Annotated in this window: 18 protein-coding genes and 1 tRNA gene; 9 read left to right on the top strand and 10 right to left on the bottom strand. The window is 38.3% G+C overall.

Features of this window, described 5'->3' with window-relative positions:
• Positions 1-2 precede the first annotated feature (2 nt).
• From ACN0TV_RS11920 to ACN0TV_RS11910, 3 genes are all read left to right on the top strand, one after another.
• The gene (locus ACN0TV_RS11920; protein WP_417363142.1) at positions 3-242 is read left to right on the top strand and encodes a NifU family protein; all 240 of its coding nucleotides are present in this window, start codon (positions 3-5) and stop codon (positions 240-242) included.
• 183 nt (positions 243-425) lie between these two features.
• The gene (locus tag ACN0TV_RS11915) at positions 426-1,478 is read left to right on the top strand and encodes an NAD(P)/FAD-dependent oxidoreductase (protein WP_417363141.1); all 1,053 of its coding nucleotides are present in this window, start codon (positions 426-428) and stop codon (positions 1,476-1,478) included.
• Between the two features lie 90 nt (positions 1,479-1,568).
• A complete protein-coding gene (locus tag ACN0TV_RS11910) occupies positions 1,569-1,898 on the top strand; it encodes a ferredoxin (RefSeq protein ID WP_417363140.1) in 330 nt (109 codons plus the stop codon).
• Between the two features lie 4 nt (positions 1,899-1,902).
• On the opposite strand, the gene ACN0TV_RS11905 is transcribed toward ACN0TV_RS11910, so the two are convergent.
• The 5 genes from ACN0TV_RS11905 to ACN0TV_RS11885 form a co-directional block, all read right to left on the bottom strand.
• Positions 1,903-2,610, bottom strand: a complete 708-nt coding sequence (locus ACN0TV_RS11905) for an SGNH/GDSL hydrolase family protein (RefSeq protein WP_417363139.1) — start codon at positions 2,608-2,610, stop codon at positions 1,903-1,905.
• Positions 2,611-2,954: 344 nt separating this feature from the next.
• Positions 2,955-3,848 (bottom strand): metallophosphoesterase, encoded by an 894-nt coding sequence (locus tag ACN0TV_RS11900; protein ID WP_417363138.1) that lies wholly within the window; start codon positions 3,846-3,848, stop codon positions 2,955-2,957.
• 139 nt (positions 3,849-3,987) lie between these two features.
• Positions 3,988-6,171 (bottom strand): DPP IV N-terminal domain-containing protein, encoded by a 2,184-nt coding sequence (locus ACN0TV_RS11895; RefSeq protein WP_417363137.1) that lies wholly within the window; start codon positions 6,169-6,171, stop codon positions 3,988-3,990.
• Positions 6,172-6,255: 84 nt separating this feature from the next.
• A complete protein-coding gene (locus ACN0TV_RS11890) occupies positions 6,256-7,647 on the bottom strand; it encodes an aminopeptidase P family protein (protein WP_417363136.1) in 1,392 nt (463 codons plus the stop codon).
• A 164-nt stretch (positions 7,648-7,811) separates the two neighbouring features.
• Complete coding sequence (locus ACN0TV_RS11885; RefSeq protein ID WP_417363135.1) at positions 7,812-9,200, bottom strand: dipeptidase; 1,389 nt, start codon at positions 9,198-9,200, stop codon at positions 7,812-7,814.
• 108 nt (positions 9,201-9,308) lie between these two features.
• Here ACN0TV_RS11885 and ACN0TV_RS11880 point away from each other — a divergent pair.
• Positions 9,309-9,390: transfer RNA gene (locus tag ACN0TV_RS11880), tRNA-Leu, on the top strand.
• A 234-nt stretch (positions 9,391-9,624) separates the two neighbouring features.
• Here ACN0TV_RS11880 and ACN0TV_RS11875 read toward each other — a convergent pair.
• The 5 genes from ACN0TV_RS11875 to ACN0TV_RS11855 form a co-directional block, all read right to left on the bottom strand.
• The gene (locus ACN0TV_RS11875; protein WP_417363134.1) at positions 9,625-10,404 is read right to left on the bottom strand and encodes a nucleotidyl transferase AbiEii/AbiGii toxin family protein; all 780 of its coding nucleotides are present in this window, start codon (positions 10,402-10,404) and stop codon (positions 9,625-9,627) included.
• Between the two features lie 105 nt (positions 10,405-10,509).
• Positions 10,510-11,274: a type IV toxin-antitoxin system AbiEi family antitoxin domain-containing protein gene (locus tag ACN0TV_RS11870; RefSeq protein ID WP_417363133.1), complete on the bottom strand. Its 765-nt coding sequence runs from the start codon at positions 11,272-11,274 to the stop codon at positions 10,510-10,512.
• Between the two features lie 485 nt (positions 11,275-11,759).
• Positions 11,760-12,632, bottom strand: a complete 873-nt coding sequence (locus ACN0TV_RS11865) for a pirin family protein (protein WP_417363132.1) — start codon at positions 12,630-12,632, stop codon at positions 11,760-11,762.
• A gap of 20 nt (positions 12,633-12,652) precedes the next feature.
• Positions 12,653-13,006, bottom strand: coding sequence for a hypothetical protein (locus tag ACN0TV_RS11860; RefSeq protein WP_417363131.1), 354 nt, complete (start codon positions 13,004-13,006; stop codon positions 12,653-12,655).
• A 259-nt stretch (positions 13,007-13,265) separates the two neighbouring features.
• On the bottom strand, positions 13,266-13,853 hold the full coding sequence (locus ACN0TV_RS11855) for a Crp/Fnr family transcriptional regulator (RefSeq protein WP_417363130.1): 588 nt from the start codon (positions 13,851-13,853) through the stop codon (positions 13,266-13,268).
• A gap of 503 nt (positions 13,854-14,356) precedes the next feature.
• Here ACN0TV_RS11855 and ACN0TV_RS11850 point away from each other — a divergent pair.
• The 5 genes from ACN0TV_RS11850 (at position 14,357) to ygiD (ending at position 18,498) form a co-directional block, all read left to right on the top strand.
• Positions 14,357-15,622 carry a chloride channel protein gene (locus ACN0TV_RS11850; protein ID WP_417363129.1) on the top strand — a complete coding sequence of 422 codons (1,266 nt, stop codon included), beginning with the start codon at positions 14,357-14,359 and terminating at the stop codon, positions 15,620-15,622.
• 70 nt (positions 15,623-15,692) lie between these two features.
• A complete protein-coding gene (locus ACN0TV_RS11845) occupies positions 15,693-16,520 on the top strand; it encodes a helix-turn-helix domain-containing protein (protein ID WP_417363128.1) in 828 nt (275 codons plus the stop codon).
• A gap of 142 nt (positions 16,521-16,662) precedes the next feature.
• Complete coding sequence (locus ACN0TV_RS11840) at positions 16,663-17,061, top strand: OsmC family protein (RefSeq protein WP_417363127.1); 399 nt, start codon at positions 16,663-16,665, stop codon at positions 17,059-17,061.
• Between the two features lie 13 nt (positions 17,062-17,074).
• Complete coding sequence (locus ACN0TV_RS11835) at positions 17,075-17,647, top strand: DUF417 family protein (protein ID WP_417363126.1); 573 nt, start codon at positions 17,075-17,077, stop codon at positions 17,645-17,647.
• A gap of 23 nt (positions 17,648-17,670) precedes the next feature.
• Entirely contained in the window at positions 17,671-18,498 is an 828-nt protein-coding gene (gene ygiD / locus ACN0TV_RS11830; protein ID WP_417363125.1) for a 4,5-DOPA dioxygenase extradiol, read from the top strand.
• The last annotated feature ends 7 nt before the right edge of the window (positions 18,499-18,505 follow it).

Here is an 18,505-nt window from a genome sequence, read left to right as displayed (position 1 = left end):
AGATGACATCCGAAGAAATCAAATTAAATGTGGAAAAGGCACTGGCAGAAATCAGACCTTTCTTAGAAAGTGATGGAGGGAATATCAGCCTCGTGTCCATTGATGACAATAAATTTGTTAAGGTCAAACTTGAAGGGGCTTGCGTTGACTGTAGTGTCAATCAAATGACCCTTAAAACTGGTGTCGAGATGACGATTAAGAAATACGCCCCTCAAATAGAAAGGGTCATTAATATTGATTAAAACACACCAGCTGTAATTGAATTGGGGTTATTCAATGCATTTGAATTGTCCTAGATTCCAAGTTTAGATTCGCTCTATTCCCAAGAAATTTCATTTTGGGCAGGAAATCGCATATTACAGCTAGAATTAAATAGAAATAGTGTAATAGCGCAGGATTTACAACCCTGAACAAAGATTGCTTTCATGATTAAAACAGATATACTTATCATTGGAGCCGGCCCTACTGGATTATTTGCCGTATTTGAGGCTGGTCTTTTAAAACTAAAATGTCACCTGATCGATGCTTTACCGCAACCTGGTGGCCAGTGTGTTGAGATTTACCCAAAAAAACCTATCTATGATATCCCGGCCTATCCGGAGGTCTTAGCTGGAGATTTGGTCAACAATCTAATGAAACAAATAGAGGCTTTTGAACCGGGTTTCACCCTTGGTGAAAGAGCAGAGACTATCGAAAAACAAGAAGACGACAGCTTTATCGTTACAACGAATAAGGGTACAAAACACCAAGCTCCTGTGGTAGCAATTGCAGGTGGACTCGGAAGTTTTGAGCCTCGAAAACCACAGCTTGAAAATATAACAGATTTTGAGGATCACGGGATTGAATATATTATTCGCGATCCTGAATTGTACAGAGATAAAAAAGTAGCCATTGCCGGTGGTGGAGATTCTGCGCTGGACTGGGCCATTTACCTAACAGATGTCGCTGAAGAAGTTTCGTTGATTCATCGAAGAAATGAGTTTAGAGGAGCTTTGGATTCCGTAGAAAAGGTAGAGGAGCTTAAAAAGCTAGGTAAAATTAGACTTATCACTCCCGCGGAAGTAACCGGATTAAAAGGGGAGACTTCCCTAGACGCCATTCAAATCAAACAAGGCGATGAAACCTTCGACTTGGAAGTGGATCACTTTATCCCTCTATTTGGTTTATCTCCAAAGCTTGGTCCTATTGCAAACTGGGGATTAGAAATTGAAAAGAATGCTATCAAGGTAAATAACGCCTTGGATTATCAAACTAATATTCCAGGAATCTATGCCATAGGAGATGTGAACACCTATCCTGGTAAATTGAAGCTGATTCTATGTGGATTCCACGAGGCAACACTGATGTGTCAGAGTGCCTACCAACGTATATTTCCAGACAAAAAATACATCTTAAAATATACTACTGTAAGTGGCGTGGATGGCTTTGATGGAAGTAGAAAGGAAGCTGAAAAAGCAGTGGTAAAATCCATTAATTAAAAGTCGACCTATAGGATTGAAAATTATTCTCTAGTAAATTAGTAGACTACAAAAAGTTTTAATTAATTTTACCGCTCAAAATTCCAACGAATGTCTGATATTACGATAAAGATAAAAGATAGAGACGGTGTAGTACACCAGGTAGAGGCGCCCACTGATATGGCCATGAATTTAATGGAGGTTGTACGCTCCTATGAATTGGCCCCAGAGGGGACAATTGGCGTGTGCGGAGGTATGGCAATGTGCGCTTCTTGTCAATGCTATGTGACTTCTGATCATCAATTACCTGAAATGGGTTATGATGAGGATCTTATGCTTGCTGAGGCATTTAACGTTAAGGATAATTCGCGCTTAGGCTGCCAAATCCAAATGACTGAAGACATCGATGGTCTTGAGGTGGAATTAGCTCCAGAAGTTTAGCGATTTAAAACAATTGCTTTATCTTAATTTCAAACAGAATTTCTGAAACAAAGCTACTATAGGCAGTAGCCGAAGGGTGGAGTTGATCCTCAGCAATCAGATCTGTATTGGTTAATCCTTGCCTGCTGATATCGGTGATATTGACAAAGGCTATCCCATTAGCATTAGCTAATTTTTTAGCAATACCGTTGTACTCATTTATAGCTGAACTAATACTTGCTGGATCTGCACTACTTTGTCCCTTGGGCGTATAGGCATAATCAGGTATAGAAACTAGAATCACCTTATTCCTATCACCACCAGCGTACTGTACTGCCTTAAGCAACAGACTGGATAGATCCATTTCATATGCTGATATATCTTTATGTTGATATTGGTTATTCACCCCTATTAGTAGGGTTACAAGATCATAATCGTTTCTGAGATTTTTCGTACGTAGTCCACTGATGAGATCGGAACTTGTCCAACCTGTTTCAGCCACGACCTCAGTGATCACTTTTACTTTAGCATCCTTGGCAATACGCTCCATGAGTTGCATAGGAAAACTACAGGATTCACATACACTTTCACCTTGGGTATAACTATCTCCTAAAGCTAGGTATTTTACGGTTTGTCTTTCTAAGTCGGATACACCTTGGCTACTGCTTACCGCAATTCCTTTACATCCAACAAAAAGTGTAACAACTCCTATAAAAAGTACTATTTTTCTCATCACTATACGGTTTCAAACATGATAGGTATCTAAAGCTTATAAAATCAAATGTAGGCTAATGTTTTCACTAAACCCCCGTGTTATATTAAGTCCTCAGAAATTTACATCTTCAACATATACGTTTAAAATGTTCATTAAGGACGCCTTATGGGCTATTTGTTTCCTTAAGCAATTTACCAATATTTCGGTAATTTGCCCGAAAATATTCTGTTTTTGTTAAGGCTATGGGCTCACTCCATTACTTATAACAAGAAATATCATCAGATTAGAAAACTCATTCACATGATTAATTTACGACATATGGAGAGCTCGGTTAGACAAGTTTTAGGCTACAAACTGTATCCTTACTGTTGGTAAGCGCTCAATTTCCTAGGTCCTTCCAAAACGCTACGAACGACTTGAAGAAAACCTTGATCGGTAGTATCTACATACCATTTCACCAGACAAATGCTTCCTTTTTGGATCTCAATCCCTGTGATACTTCTAGGGAAAACACAGCTTCCATCGTTAAAAAAGGGGATTTCTCCAGGCTCCGGGAATCTTGGTCGATGGGTATGTCCGGTAATGGTCATTATCCAACTGTTTTTGAGCATCCATTTTTTGATTCGTCTCTCGACTCTCATTAATTCTTTGTGATTCTTTGCAGGACTTGTAGGATCTGAAATACCTACAACCTGCAAGGGTCTCCACAATACCCGAACCATAAACCTGCTGAGTCGCCAAAAACGATGATTCCACCAATCAGCTTGATGACCGTGAGTCAAAAATATTTCTTGGCCTGTCGTAGTCTCTTTAAGTACTAAGGCCTCGTGATATTTAAGCCCCGGCATAAGCGGAACTTGCTCTAGGGTGTTGGGATCCTTCCAACTATCATAATGCTTTTTGGTGATTTCTTGACTGGTATAAATCATGTCATGATTGCCGTACAACATATGAAGGCGGTTATCATCATAAAATTCCTTCAGCAGTAGAAATACGTTTTTATGAGACTCAAATATGCTTTTAAAATGTATGTTCTCCCAGAGTTCGTTTCCATCACCAAGTTCAATATAGGTAAAACCCTCTTTAAGGTATTCCTTAAGGGCGTGAAAATAGGTATTCCTATTGTTGGCAAAATCATCGGCAAAACTATTATCGCCTCTGTGACAATCACTGAAAATTATAAATTTTGAGTTCTCATCAAAAGGGATATTGGTTGCGTTCTTAAAGGCCGAGTTTAAACGTTTTTCAGTTGACATATCTACTGGTAAAAGTAAAGAAAAATGGCATATTGAATCTATTTTTTGGATGGAATTCACCAAAGGCATAGACCTCAAAATTCAAAAACCGAGGTTAAACCTCGGTTTTCTAGTAAAAACAACACTGTTATTCTAGCTATTATTTGTTATGTTCTAACAGATAATTAGAAATCAGTGTGTAAAGATGTAGAGAGGTGTTTTTTCCCTCGTAAATACCGTGAGAACGATTCGGGTAAGACATCATGTCGAATTGTTTGTTGCTGCGGATTAATTCATTGATGAGGTGCTCAGCGTTCTGATAATGAACATTATCGTCTCCTGTACCATGAATTAAAAGAAGATCACCCTGCAAGTTTTCAGCATAGGTCGCTGGTGAACCCGCTATATAATCCTCCATGTTATCCTTAGAAAGCCCCATATAGCGTTCCTGATAGACGTTATTGTACAATAACTGGTTTGAAACCGGAGCTATTGAAATTCCAGTTTGATAAAGTTCTGGATATTTAAACATCAGGTTAAGGGTCATTGAGCCTCCACCGCTCCAACCCCACACGGAAATCCTTTCCTTATCGACAAAAGGCCACTCCAGCACCTCTTCTGCAGCAAGAGCCTGATCTCTGGTATTGATCACCCCTACTTTTTTATAGATCGATTTTCTCCAGTCACTCCCTTTTAGAGATGGCGTCCCTCTGTTATCCATTTTTATGATAACAAAGCCTTTGCTTGCCAAGTAAACATCAAACATCCCAATCCAACTATCAGTAGCCAATTGTCCCCATGGTTCTCCATAAACGTTAAACACTATCGGATACTTTTTAGCTGGATCAAAATTTACTGGCTTAGTGATTCGTCCATCGACTTGTATACCTTCACTTGTGGTTACTTTAAAAAATGAAGTCGTTGGTAATTGTAATTTTGCCAACTCCCCTTTCAGGTGTTCATTGGAAACCAATGTTGTAACCGACTGGTGTCCTGGTAAACGTACAAGTCGCGATGTGGTTGGTGTTTCAGTATTGGTATGCTTATGAATCGCATATTTCCCATTTGGTGAAATTTTATAAGTATTGATTCCACGGAAACTCTCAGGTGTTATCCTTTTTAATTTCCCTTTTCCACTTAACGGCACACTGTACAAATAGCGTTGTGTTGCGTTATTTGGGGATGCGCTGAAGTACAAGTCACGATCCGAGAGCGCATATATAGTAGCCACATCGTAATCGCCAGGCGTCAATAAGGTTTTCTCTCCTGTGACAATATTGATCTTATATACATGGCGCCAATCCCCGGTTTCTGTCATTCTTAAAAATGCGCTATTGGAATCTGTCAATAATAAATCATTCCCATCCCATTGGTTGGAGGACGCATCAGGATACCTCAAATCCACCCATGCACTGTGCTTTTCAGTATACACTTTTTCGAGCTTACCGGAATCCACCTGATAACTGTAAACGATAAGTTGATTTTGTTTTCTATTGAGCTGTTGGATCAGTAGTAAATCTTCATTAACCCATTGCATCCCTGGAAGATAATGCTGTACTGGATCCCCTGGGACCGGTATCCAATGTATGGCGCCATCTGTGATGTTTATGATGCCAACCTTAGTTTTGGAAGGTGGCTGCCCAACCTTTGGGTACTGAATTGGAATCGGCTTTGAATACACAGAATCCGTGTTATTGATCATATAGAAAGTCCCTGTATGAGAAGCATCTAATTGCCAAAATGCAATACGCTGATCGTCGGGACTCCAGGAAAATCCATCTCGCATCCCGAATTCTTCCTCATACACCCAATCAAAGGTTCCATTGATATGGGTAGTACTTCCGTCGACAGTCAGCTGCTGTATTTCTCCAGTGCTTAAGTTTTCTGTGTAGACATCAAAATCATGAACATAGGCCACCTTGAGATTATCACTTGAGAATTTTGCGAACATTAAGGATGATGCGGGGAATTCTTTTCCTATCTGGCTGAGCTTTGATTGCTTAAAATCGTATACCCAATAATCCCCTTTGGTATTCGAGCGCCAGACTTTACTTGAGTTTGTAAAAATCAACACCTTTGTCTGGTCATCACTCAAGCTGAAAGCCTCAACATCTATGGCTCTTGTCGCTCCCGATGGTGTAAGTGCCTCGGATGATAAAAAAACACTTGTGTCGTCGTTTTTACTTTTATGCTTTATAAGCTGTTTTTCTCCATTGGCACTGGTTGCAATGGTGATATAAGCATCCCCTTTTGAGATCCAAAAAACCGGACTTTGATATTCACTACGGTATCGGGATGAATTGAAAATAGCCTCCAAGCTAAGCTCCTCTTGCGACTGTACCATAAAACAGCTAAGAAGAAAAACACAGAAAAGACTTTTTAATTTATATACATGCATATTACAATGATATCTTCTTTAGGGTTACTATTATTTAGAAGCGTTTATTAATTCCTCAACATCTGAGACTGTTTTAGCCAATGGTCCACCTAATAATTGACTAGAAGTTGAAGTAATCAGGAAGTCTTCTTCTATGCGTATTCCACCAAAATTTTTAAATTTCTCTACTTCCTTATAATTGATAAATTCACTCAATTTTTGCTCTGCTTTCCACGCATCTATCAAATAAGGATTGAAATACAAACCCGGTTCTACAGTAATTACAAAACCTTCTTTGAGCTCTTTTCCTAATCGTAGTGACCTCAATCCGAAGACATCACTTTTCTTTAAGGTATCTGTATATCCTACATAGGGCTCTCCAAGGTTTTCCATATCGTGAACATCTAAGCCCATCATATGCCCAAGACCGCATTGGAAAAACAATGTATGTGCTCCTGCAGCAACCGCATCTTCTGTATTTCCTTTGACAAGTCCTAAACCTTTCAAGCCTTCAACCAGTCTAGTGGAAGCCAATAAATGCACGTCCAAGAATCTTATACCGGGCTTCAAAGCTGCAATGGCTGAATTATGAGCATCAAGAACGATATTGTATACTTCTTTCTGTAAGGCAGTAAATTGTTCTGCCACAGGAAAAGTTCTTGTCATATCCCCGGCGTAACCCATTGCTGTTTCTGCACCGCAGTCACATAACACGAGCTCCCCGTTAACCAGTTTCTTCTCAGAAGCATGGTTATGCAGATATTGTCCATTAGCTGTAAGTATGATTGGAAAAGATATATTTCCACCGCCACCTATGGCAATGGCTTGAAGATCGCCAGCAATTTGTTTTTCTGTTTTACCTGCTCTCGCATTCTGGATAGCGTAAGTGTGCATGGCTGCAGTAATATTTACAGCCTCATGTAATTGCTCTACCTCCACTGATTCCTTAATTTCTCGTTGTTTTACAACGGCCTTTATCAAGGCAATCGAATGTTTGGTACTTACCTCGGCTATCGACAGACCAAGAAGCTTGTGTAGCGTTACGCTAGTCTCTCCTCTATATGGAGGTAGAAAATGAACTTGATTTTTCCGAGACGCTTTGGCAAGATAATCTGCAAGTTCGCTTAAAGGTTTTATGTTTTTAATTCCTGAGGCCTCCGCCAGTTCTCTCAGCGGAGTAGTCGGTCCTATCCATACGATTTCTTCAGGAGTCGGATCATTTCCAAAAAGTATTTCTTGATCTTCCTCAATATCAATAACGAAATAGACATCGGGTATATTAATCCCTGTATAGTATAGAAAAGTACTGTCCTGTTTAAAAGGATACCAGTTGTCTTTAAAATTCATTCCGCTTTCTCCATTTCCCGGGAACAAGATTGTGCCTTTTCCTAAATTCTTTTTTAGTTCAGCTCTTCTGCCTATATAAACTTCTCGTGTAAACATTACAATTTAATTTATGAGTCCAAATTTGATGATAATTGACGAATATTACAATTCTCTATTAAAAAACGGGTAATATGATACCAACATAAGATAATATTAAAACGCTCCCTAGGTAAGTAAGGAGCGTTTAATTAGGTATGCTTTTATATATTTAATGCTAATACTTATTTGTTTAGCTCAGTAAAATATTTGTAAAAGTATGGTATGGTTTCTATTCCTTTAAGGTAATTCCAAATACCGTAGTGTTCATTTGGGGAGTGAATCGCATCACTATTAAGCCCAAATCCCATTAAGATAGTTTTGCTTTTAAGCTCCTGTTCAAACAATGATACTATCGGAATACTACCACCGCTTCTTTGTGGAATTGGAACTTTTCCGAAAGTCGCTTGATAGGCTTTACTCGCTGCTTGATACCCAAGGCTATCAATAGGGGTCACATAAGGATATCCACCATGATGCGGCTTAACGATCACCTTGACTCCTTTTGGAGCCAAGCTCTCAAAATACGCTTGAAATAATTCACTGATTTCCTTCCAGTCTTGATGTGGCACTAATCGCATAGATATTTTCGCATAGGCTTTACTTGGAATCACCGTTTTAGCACCTTCTCCAATATAACCTCCCCAGATGCCATTAACATCTAAAGTTGGACGAATGCTGTTTCTTTCATTTGTAGTGTATCCTTTTTCTCCATAGACATCTTCAATACCGATAGACGACTTATAAGTCTCCAAAGAAAAAGGTGCCTTTGCCATTTCTGAACGCTCTTCAATAGATAATTCTTCTACCTTATCATAAAAGCCAGGTACCTTAATACGGTTATTTACATCGTGCAGTCCAGCAATCATTTTATTGAGGATATTGATAGGGTTGGCTACTGCTCCGCCATATAATCCACTATGTAAATCTCTGTTGGGACCAACCACCTCAACCTCAACGTAACTTAATCCTCTTAAGCCTGTTGTAATAGAGGGAACATCATTGGCAATCATTCCGGTATCCGAGATTAGAATAACATCGTTACTTAATTTTTCGCGGTTATTCAAAATAAACCATTCCAAACTCTCAGAACCAACTTCTTCTTCACCTTCAATCATAAACTTCACATTACAGGGCAGTTGATTGTTTTGGGTCATGTATTCCAAAGCCTTTACGTGCATAAACATCTGACCTTTATCATCACAGGCACCTCGTGCGAAAATTGCACCATCTGGATGTAATTCTGTTTTCTTAATCACAGGCTCAAATGGAGGAGAATCCCAAAGCTCTACCGGATCTGCCGGTTGGACGTCATAATGTCCGTATACCAGAACAGTCGGCAATGTCTTGTCAATGATTTTTTCTCCATAAACAATAGGGTAACCAGGAGTCTCACATACTTCAACATAATCGCAACCCGCGTTATCTAAAGCTGTTTTAACGGCCTCTGCAGTATTAAGTACATCGTGAGAGAATGCAGGGTCTGCACTTACAGATGGCATTTTTAATAATTCTATGAGTTCTGAAATGAATCGATCCTTGTTCGTATTGATATACGACTTTAAATTTTCCATGAAGTAAATTGTTACAACTTCAAATGTACCAAAAAAAGAAGATTTTTTTTAATTATTAAGTTTGATTTTTAAAAAATAGATTTATATTTGCACCCACAAAACGCACAGGCGGGTGTGGTGGAATTGGTAGACACGCTAGACTTAGGATCTAGTGCCGCAAGGTGTGAAGGTTCGAGTCCTTTCACCCGCACAAAAAGCTGAAGAGAAATCTTCGGCTTTTTTTATTAAAATCAGAGTCAATTCTTCGTTACTTTATTGCTCAGGTACAACATTTGGGTATTTTTGAGATTAAAATATGGTTTGGTGGCAATTGATGTTTTTAGAATAAGAATATTATAGGGGGTCAATCATAAATAGTACTTATCTTATTTTCATATTCACTTTGTCCCAAAAATAGAATGAATTTGGGACAGTAAAAGATCAGTTAATAAAGTACACTTTTTAAATCAGAAACTAAATCATCATATTTTGATGGATTGTTATTTTTAAGTTTAGTAAGGTTCCGTAGTTTCCATTGTACGGCAGGAAACCGTTCAAAATTATAGATGCTCCAATCTGGTGTTCCTTTGCCAAAATTCAATATGAATTCCCTGTCTGTGTCCGTCAAGTTCTGATGGATTACATTTACCAATTCCTTCCGGCTTTTTTTAAAATCCTCATATGTAAAGGTTTCAGGACTCATGCCTTCAAATTGGTTGACCAATGTTTCCCTTTGGTCGATAAAATTGGGATGCAACATTTCGTGTAGGGGACGGTTACTGCTCAGAAGGAACAATATGAAACCCTTTTTGATTTCGTCGGTAAATCCTTCATTTTGCAACAGGTATTTTACATCGAACAAATCCCTGGGGTGTTGGCGGTCCAATGCGGCACAGATTTTTCCACCGTACAACTGTCCTAAAGGAACTATCGGAACTGCACAGAAAACGTCAAATTCTTCTTGGGCTGTTTCACACAGGGGCAACTTTACTATTTCATCCATCACGCCCCTGTTGATTTGGTTCACTTCTATTTTTATCTGTGCTTTTACAGTAGTGATTTGAAGTTTTAAAGTTTTCTCTTTTAAGGTAATTGCAGCTTCTGGCAGAATTTTTTCTAGCTTGATTTTTATACGGTCGAGTCCATCGATAATATTCACAAAGGACGTTTTTCTATCCTCTATGGGTGTGTAGGTCAATTCAATATCCACAGACAGTCTGATCATATCCCTTACAAATAAGTTGATGGCTGTCCCCCATGCAGTGCAAAAACTGGTTCCTTTGCCACTTCCGGTAACACCTGTAACAATAGCGAAACCTGTTGTTTGTAATTACTCATAATTTTCTAATGCTTTAGGGACAGTAATACGGTATTTGGATATATACACACCATCTTTTACCAAGGAGCGCTTCCCTTTTCCAAGGTCGATTATCTCCAAATCGATATATTTAAACCAATCGTGCCGCGCCTTTTCTGCCATATACAAGAAAAGTCGCTTTACTTTTATGGAGGTACATTCCCCCAAAAGTTCTTGTACCTGTTTTGGCCGGAGGTTGTTTAACCCTTCCATTATTTCGTAGCACTCGACCAATTCTTGCTTTTTGGGCGTTAGGTACAGGCATTCCATCAAGGCCCTTGTGGGGCTTGACACCAACAGCCTGAAAGCCCCCTGTTCCAAAATTTGCAGTCCTTTTTTGGGTGGTAGGAAGGAGGAACTGAAGTAGTTCACTTTTACCCCCCAGTCGTATTTCGAGAACCAAGCGGGCAAGCTCTCTTCACTTCCCCCGAACAACGTTATTTGTTTTGTGGACAGCTCCAAATAATGGGCCTTCCCCAATAATGATAAGGCGGTTTTTCCTCCAGGATGAATATTCAGTTCAGCTTGTCCTTGCAATGCGAACAATGCACCCTGGTAAGTAGGCTTATCACCAACCCGAATCCAAGCTCCTGTTCCTATGGAATATATCCAATTGCTGTTCTTATATCGGTTCAGCAATTGCGTGGAGAACCCATTTTTCGTTAACCACGAACTTAAATACACAACTCCTAGAGGCTGTGAATTAAGAAGACGGTTTATTTTTTGCTCTTTTTCCAAACTAATAGTGTCTGTTATCGACTTTTTTTAAACTATAAAAAATAGTTTGGTTTGTTTTTATACAAATATACAAACTAAAAGTTTGTATATTAAGATATTTTTAAACTTTATTATATCCAAATGATGGTATTTCCATGAAAAACATGATGTGAATACCAATGAGTGGTTAAAATATATCTTAGAAAACATCATGCCCCACTTTGGATCAATCTCAAAAGTTGTGTTTTTATTAATAATCAAATTCAGGTGTATGTTGAAAAAGCAAGCATCAACACTTCACTGTTACGCCAGTACGTAACGGGTATCCAATCCCTCCGAAGAAAGAGTAAAACAGATTGAAAAAGCTGTCCATGAACTCAGCGAAGAATTATTGTCGGTTTCATTCTAAGAACTTGATTTCATAACTCACTTAAATTGAAATCTTTTAAACCACCCGATATGGGTGGTTTTTTTATTTAATTTAAATCCCGTATGGTCAATTTAGATTAATCTTCCAAATACCCAAATTTACCCATATTGAAATCCTGAAAAGCTTCTACCAGCTCTTCTTTTGTGTTCATTACAAACGGACCATGTGATGCAATAGGTTCTTTTAAAGGTTCTCCGCTCAATATTAAAATTACGGTATCAGTCAAAGCCTCAATGCTAAAACTTTCACCATCGTCACTGAACATTACAAAATGATCCTGTGGCGCTTCAGCTGTATCATTTACCTTGGCGTCTCCTTCAATCATCAACATTGCTGTAGTGTAGTGTGCAGGAAACGCAAGATTAGTTTTGGCTCCTTTTTTCAATCTAACATTGTACAAATGCACAGGGGAGAAAGTAGATGCAGGCCCTTTGTTACCTTGGTAATCTCCTGCAATTACTTCTACTTCACCGGCATTATCCGGTAAATCCACCTTGGCCATCTGACTTTTGGTTATCGCTTGGTATCCAGGTGTACTCATTTTGTCCTTTGCAGGTAAATTGACCCACAGTTGTACCATTTGAAATTCACCTCCTTTTTTACTCCATTCTGTTTCGTGAAACTCTTTATGAAGTACTCCGGACGCAGCAGTCATCCATTGTACATCTCCCTCTCCGATCACACCGCCACCACCGGAACTATCAGCGTGTTCAACACGACCTCTATAGGCTATGGTAACCGTTTCAAAACCACGATGGGGATGGACTCCCACACCTTTTGGTTTATCGGTTGGAGGGAAGATGAATTTACTATTGTAATCCATCATGATAAATGGGTCCATACGTTGCATTGTAGATGTTCCGGGAATAAAATTATGCACTCTAAAACCATCCCCTACAAAGTGAGGTGTAGCTGGTCTTGTTACTTTTTCTATACTTCTACTTTTCAATGTTATAGTGTTTTAAATTTTTAATTCATTTTTAATTTCGAAGCCAATTCCAATTCGAAGGCGTTGTCCATATAATTATGTTTCAATGATGCCATTTTTTGAATCCTAAAGGCAGTCATTATATTGTCCGATAATTCTTCTTCAGTGTTATACCTTACGATCGAAACTGCATTATTGAATAACTTAGCAATTGCTTCCAATTTTTGTTTTTCAGCTTCTGCAATAGAATTGTCAATGGCAATTATCCTGTAATCTTGTTGTTGAATAATTACCAAAGCGTCTTCTACATTGTGTATCACATCCAATTTCCAGTTCAGAATTTTGGCAGATACCTTTTTGTCTGAGATAACCAGTGCTTTTAAATGTTTCATCATATTATTCTTTTTTAATACAGTAAAATTACGTGAACAAGAAAGGGTGTGCATTGACCTATGGTAAGAAGTTATAATGTACTGAATTCTCTACAGTGATTTATTCACGGATCTTAAATGGATGCTTTTAAAGCGCCCACTTACCACTTTGGTTATGTGAAAATCTGAAAAAATGTACTATGAAGCTGATGTTGCAGAACAGGATATTACTTAGGTATTGTAGTTTTTTGAAATGGGATTTCCGTTAGGCCTTGAAGGAATGCTATTTTCCGAAATTCTTTTTCGCCAAAGCTCTCCTGACCCTACTTAAGCTTTCCGGGGTAATTCCTAAATACGATGCAACCATCCATTGTGGAACACGCAACAAAACATCTGGATAAAGCTCTACGAATTTTAAATATCTTGATTCTGCGGAGTCACCTAACAGGGAGGTAATTCTTTTGTTTAGATGCCTAACGTGGTTTTGTATCAATTTTTCATTGAACCTACTAAAAACAGGCGCTACTTCTAAAATTAGATTAGTAAACTTTTCATCTAGGACAATTGCGGTGGTGTCTTCAATGGCATCTATATAATATACCGACGGCAGGTTAAAATAATAGCTACCTCTATCGGCAGCAATCCATCCTTCCGTAGAAAATTGAAGAATGTTGATCTCTCCTTGATCGTTTAGTGAATAGGTTCTTAGCAAGCCTTTTTGAACAAAGAAAAATCTATGGCAAACCTCGCCAGCTTTTAAAAGGGATTCTCCTTTCTTCACCTCGATCGTGGCAATCTCATTTTCAATAGTCTTGTATGCACTTTGATCAACTCCTCCCTTCTCTATTAAAAAAACTTTAAAACTATCCATAATAATGAAAAATATAACTGCGCGTAATTACATAGGTAAAGTTAAGAAATTGGCGATTACCAAAAATCGGTATTTCTGACATGCAAGTATGGTCTACTATTGCTTTATTAAATGACACGATTATAAGGCAATAGTATGGATGTCCTTGAGAAACCACAGCTATGCAAGTCTAATACATCATCTCTAATTAAAAGTTTTAAGAAATTCAACAATCGGAATATAACGAGAAGACCATTTTAGATAATCTAAAAAATTAAAGCCGTACAACTCATCAGTAAGTAAACTACGAGACTTTAAATCACTAAGTGTTAACCAGATAATATACTAATTTTCATATCTCACATCTTAGTTTAATAACTCTCCAAAAGAATTCTAGTACTGGTAAATGGATTCCGAAAACAAATCCTTAATTTTGCCCGTCAAAGACAGACAACATAATATAACGCTTTAATTATCAATTAAATATATTAAAGCAATTCTAGAAAGTAAAGAACGACAACATAGTGAAACTAAAACGAAGAAGAAAATTAGTAACTTATTTAGGTATTTTAGATCAACCGGTTAAATTTAATCCATTCGTTTTCAGCAGAAACTTTGTCCTTTGGGCTCTCCTCGGTCTACTTGGAGGAGTCATTGCAGGAGTTTATTGGATTACACTGGAGTTCTTAACGCATCAATTCGCCTTTTTTACCGGCTGGGCCGTCATTCCTCTAATGGCATTTTGCGGTCTCGGAGCAGGCTTGATTATTCACTGGATCGGTGATCCCGGTGAAATTCATTTGATTGTAAACAATATACGGTTTAATAAAGGAAAGTTAGATCCTAAGAACAACCCTTCCATGATCTTATCTTCATTGCTTTGTGTAGCATCAGGGGGTAGTCTTGGCCCTGAGGCTCCAATGGTGCAAATCACGGGATCAACAGGGACTTATATAGGTAAATTATGCCGACTAAAAGGTGAGGATCTAAGATCCATGAGTATTGCAGGGATGGCTTCAGGTTTTACAGCGCTATTCGGAGCTCCTTTAGGTAGTAGTTTATTCTCTTTAGAAATTTTGCACCACAAACACGCCGTAGAATATTATAAAGCTATAATACCGGCTTTCGTTGCGAGCTGTTTTAGTTATTTAGTTTTCGCACTCATAGTCCATTTAGGTTTAGGTCCACTCTGGGATTTGTCTGCCTATCAGTATTCAGGTATTTTTGACTTTGCATACGCGGTATTATTTGCCATGGTTGGAGCAGCCTTTGGTTGGGCGTTTATATTTTGCGCCAAGTTCTTTAAAACCTTGTTTGAAAAACGACCTATCCCTATTTATGTCAAAACCACCATCGGAGGAATTTTGATTGGTATTATTGCTTTTTACCTTCCTATCACCAGGTATTATGGACATCATGAAATTAACGAATTACTTTCTGCTAATTTTTCCTTAACTTTATTAATAGCAATTTTAGTGTTTAAGATTATTGCCATTGCAATAACTGTAACTTCGGGTTGGAGAGGAGGATTCATCATCCCCCTATTTTTCTCCGGAGCTACAATTGGATTAATTATTCATCAGTTATTCCCTTCGGTCAATTTGACATTAGCGATTGTGAGCTGTATGGCTGCTATTAATGCTTGTGTCACAAGAACACCGATGAGTACCACTATTTTATTGGCAACATTAACTGGATTTGGACATTTCATTCCTATATTGTTTGCAAGTTTAACGGGTTATTTTTTAGCACCGAGAATCCCATTCATAGGCTCGCAAATGGAAAAGTAAAATAACTGCCGGTTAATTAGGGATAGTTTAGGGGACTTATCGCATTGGATGTGGTTTTAAAAATTTTCTAATGAATCAACTTTTCGAAATATTCAAATTAGGAACTCAGCAGGCTAAACAAATATCAGCGGCTCCGGACCCACCTCATTTTCATAATTACGAAGAATTAATTATTGGAATTCACGGGAAGCTTGAGCACTTTATCGATTTTAAAACTGTTGAATTAAAGGCTCCTCTAATTAGTTTCGTAACCAAAGGAAAAACACATCGTGCAATTCCCAAAACATACAATGGAAAATGCGAAATGTGGGTGATTCGTTTTAAAAGTGAATTTATTCCGGAAACCATTTTTCAGCTGTATTCTAACTACCACGAGAATTCAACCCTAAAGTTAGAACCTGGACCTCGAGTTGACCATTTTGATGTCTTATGTCAAGTCATAGATCAAGAAATGCATTGTAAGAACCCTGATATGAGCGTTATTAGACATCTTTTAAGCGCCTTGTTCTCTATGGTGGAATCTGAAAAAAGTAAAACCACAGTGGACAATGATCCGATGGATTCTAAAAGCACTACACTACAAAGTTTTTTAAAAATATTGGAGGACAACTACCGAAGGCCGTTAGGGGTAGATTATTATGCGGAGAAGTTATTTATGTCGTCTCGTAACCTCAATCTGATTTGTAAAAGTATTCTCCAACAAACGGTAACCGAAACCATCGAAACTAGAAAACTCATTGAGGCAAAGAACCAATTACTCCACAGTGATAAAAATATCTCCGAAATAGGATATGAAATCGGTTATAGCGACAAGACGCACTTTACCAAAGTCTTTAAAAGAAGGACGGGACAGACTCCCAGTGAATTTAGAGCGCAACTATCAGCCTTGATTTCCTAAAGGGACCACACATTTTCCTAATACTGTTACCCACTCTCTTTAGATAATTTACATCTTTGTATAAATCATTGTTGTATTATTTTGAGGTTTTAAACCGACACCCTTTGATAACGATAAGATTATTAACTAAACATGAATTACAATGGCAAAAATAACTTCTATTATTGAAAATCAAGCCTATAAAGTAGTTTTGACTTCTAAAACAGGAAATACGCTTATTGCAGACGAACCTCAAGAACTAGGAGGCCAAGACTTAGGTTTTTCACCAAAAGAACTTCTGGCCGCATCCTTAGCAGCTTGTACTTCAGCTACACTTAAAATGTATGCCGGACGTAAAAATTGGGACTTACAGCAGGTTAAAATCAGTGTTGAATTGGATTATGACGCCAGTCAACACAAAACTACTATCAAAAGAGATTTGGAATTTGTAGGAGATCTAGATAGCAAACAAAAAGATCGTTTGTTGCAGATTGCCAATCGTTGTCCGGTTCATAAAATGCTCGAAAACACTGTACATATAGATACCCAATATAAAAATTAATTTAACCCTACCTATGGAAAATATCTTAGAATTCTTAGCAAAAGGACAGACAAATTTCATCAATCTAATGCGCATCTCCATCTTTATCGTAATGATTTGGATTGGAGGATTAAAGGCTTTTCAATATGAAGCTGACGGCATTGTGCCCTTTGTAGCAAACAGCCCTCTTATGTCATTTTTCTACTCCAAGGAAGCACCAGAATATAAGGACTATAAAAATCCTGAAGGTAAAACAGTACAAAAAAATATTGATTGGCATAAAAAGAATGGCACCTATATATTTTCTTATGCCCTAGGAACGTTCATTATCCTTATTGGATTAGTGACTTTATTGGGTATTTGGGCGCCAAAAATAGGTCTCGTAGGAGGACTGCTCACCTTTGGAATGTCTTTGGTAACTCTTACATTTCTAATTACAACCCCGGAGGTTTACGTTCCGAACTTAGGCGGCGACTTCCTTACACCACAACATGGTTTTCCTTATCTTTCAGGAGCAGGTAGATTGGTCCTAAAGGATGTTATCATGTTGGCTGGAGGATTGATTTGCGCCTCAGATTGCGCAGGCAGATTGCTAGCAACTCGTTAACAACTATTAAACCGGAGGATATTATGAACTTAAATGACCTATCTAAAATGACGGCTTCTTTGGAGCACACGCCCAAGATGCCGTTATTGTTCCTCGGACATGGTAGTCCGATGAATGCTATAGAAGAGAATGAATTTGTTCAAGGGTTTCGTAAAATTGCCAAGCAGATCCCAGAGCCTAAGGCTATTCTTTGTATTTCTGCACATTGGGAAACCAATGGAACCTTTGTAACCGCGATGCAGAACCCTCCGACCATTCACGATTTTGGAGGATTCCCTCAGGCGTTATTTGATGTCCAATACCCTGCCCCCGGTAGTCCGGAGCTGGCTCAACAAACCAAGGAGCTTATCCATTCTACTGCTGTGATTTTGGATGACAATTGGGGATTGGATCACGGAGCTTGGAGTGTGATACGCCATTTGTATCCCGAAGCAAACATCCCGGTAATTCAAATGAGTATTGATTACAACAAGGGACCTAAATATCACTATGATCTGGGGTATCAGATTAAATCTCTACGTGAAAAAGGAGTACTTATTATTGGAAGCGGCAACATCGTTCACAACCTAAGAATGGTTGACTGGAGGAGTATCAATACAGCTGGTTCAGGATATGATTGGGCTATTGAGGCGGACGAGAAAATGAAAAAATTCATAGTAGAGGATGACCATAGTTCACTTATAAACTTCAAATCACAAGGTAGAATTTTTGATCTGGCTATCCCGACTCCAGAACATTATTTACCCTTATTATACATCTTAGGTTTGAAAAATTCTGACGAAAGCGTAAGTTTGTTCAATGATAACACACTAGGTGGCTCTTTAAGTATGACCTCTGTGAAAATCGGATAATACACAA

This window comes from Galbibacter sp., from assembly GCF_048266365.1.
Taxonomy (GTDB): domain Bacteria; phylum Bacteroidota; class Bacteroidia; order Flavobacteriales; family Flavobacteriaceae; genus Galbibacter.
Note: the sequence above shows the minus strand (reverse complement) of the source record. Positions and strands in the feature narration are given on the sequence as shown.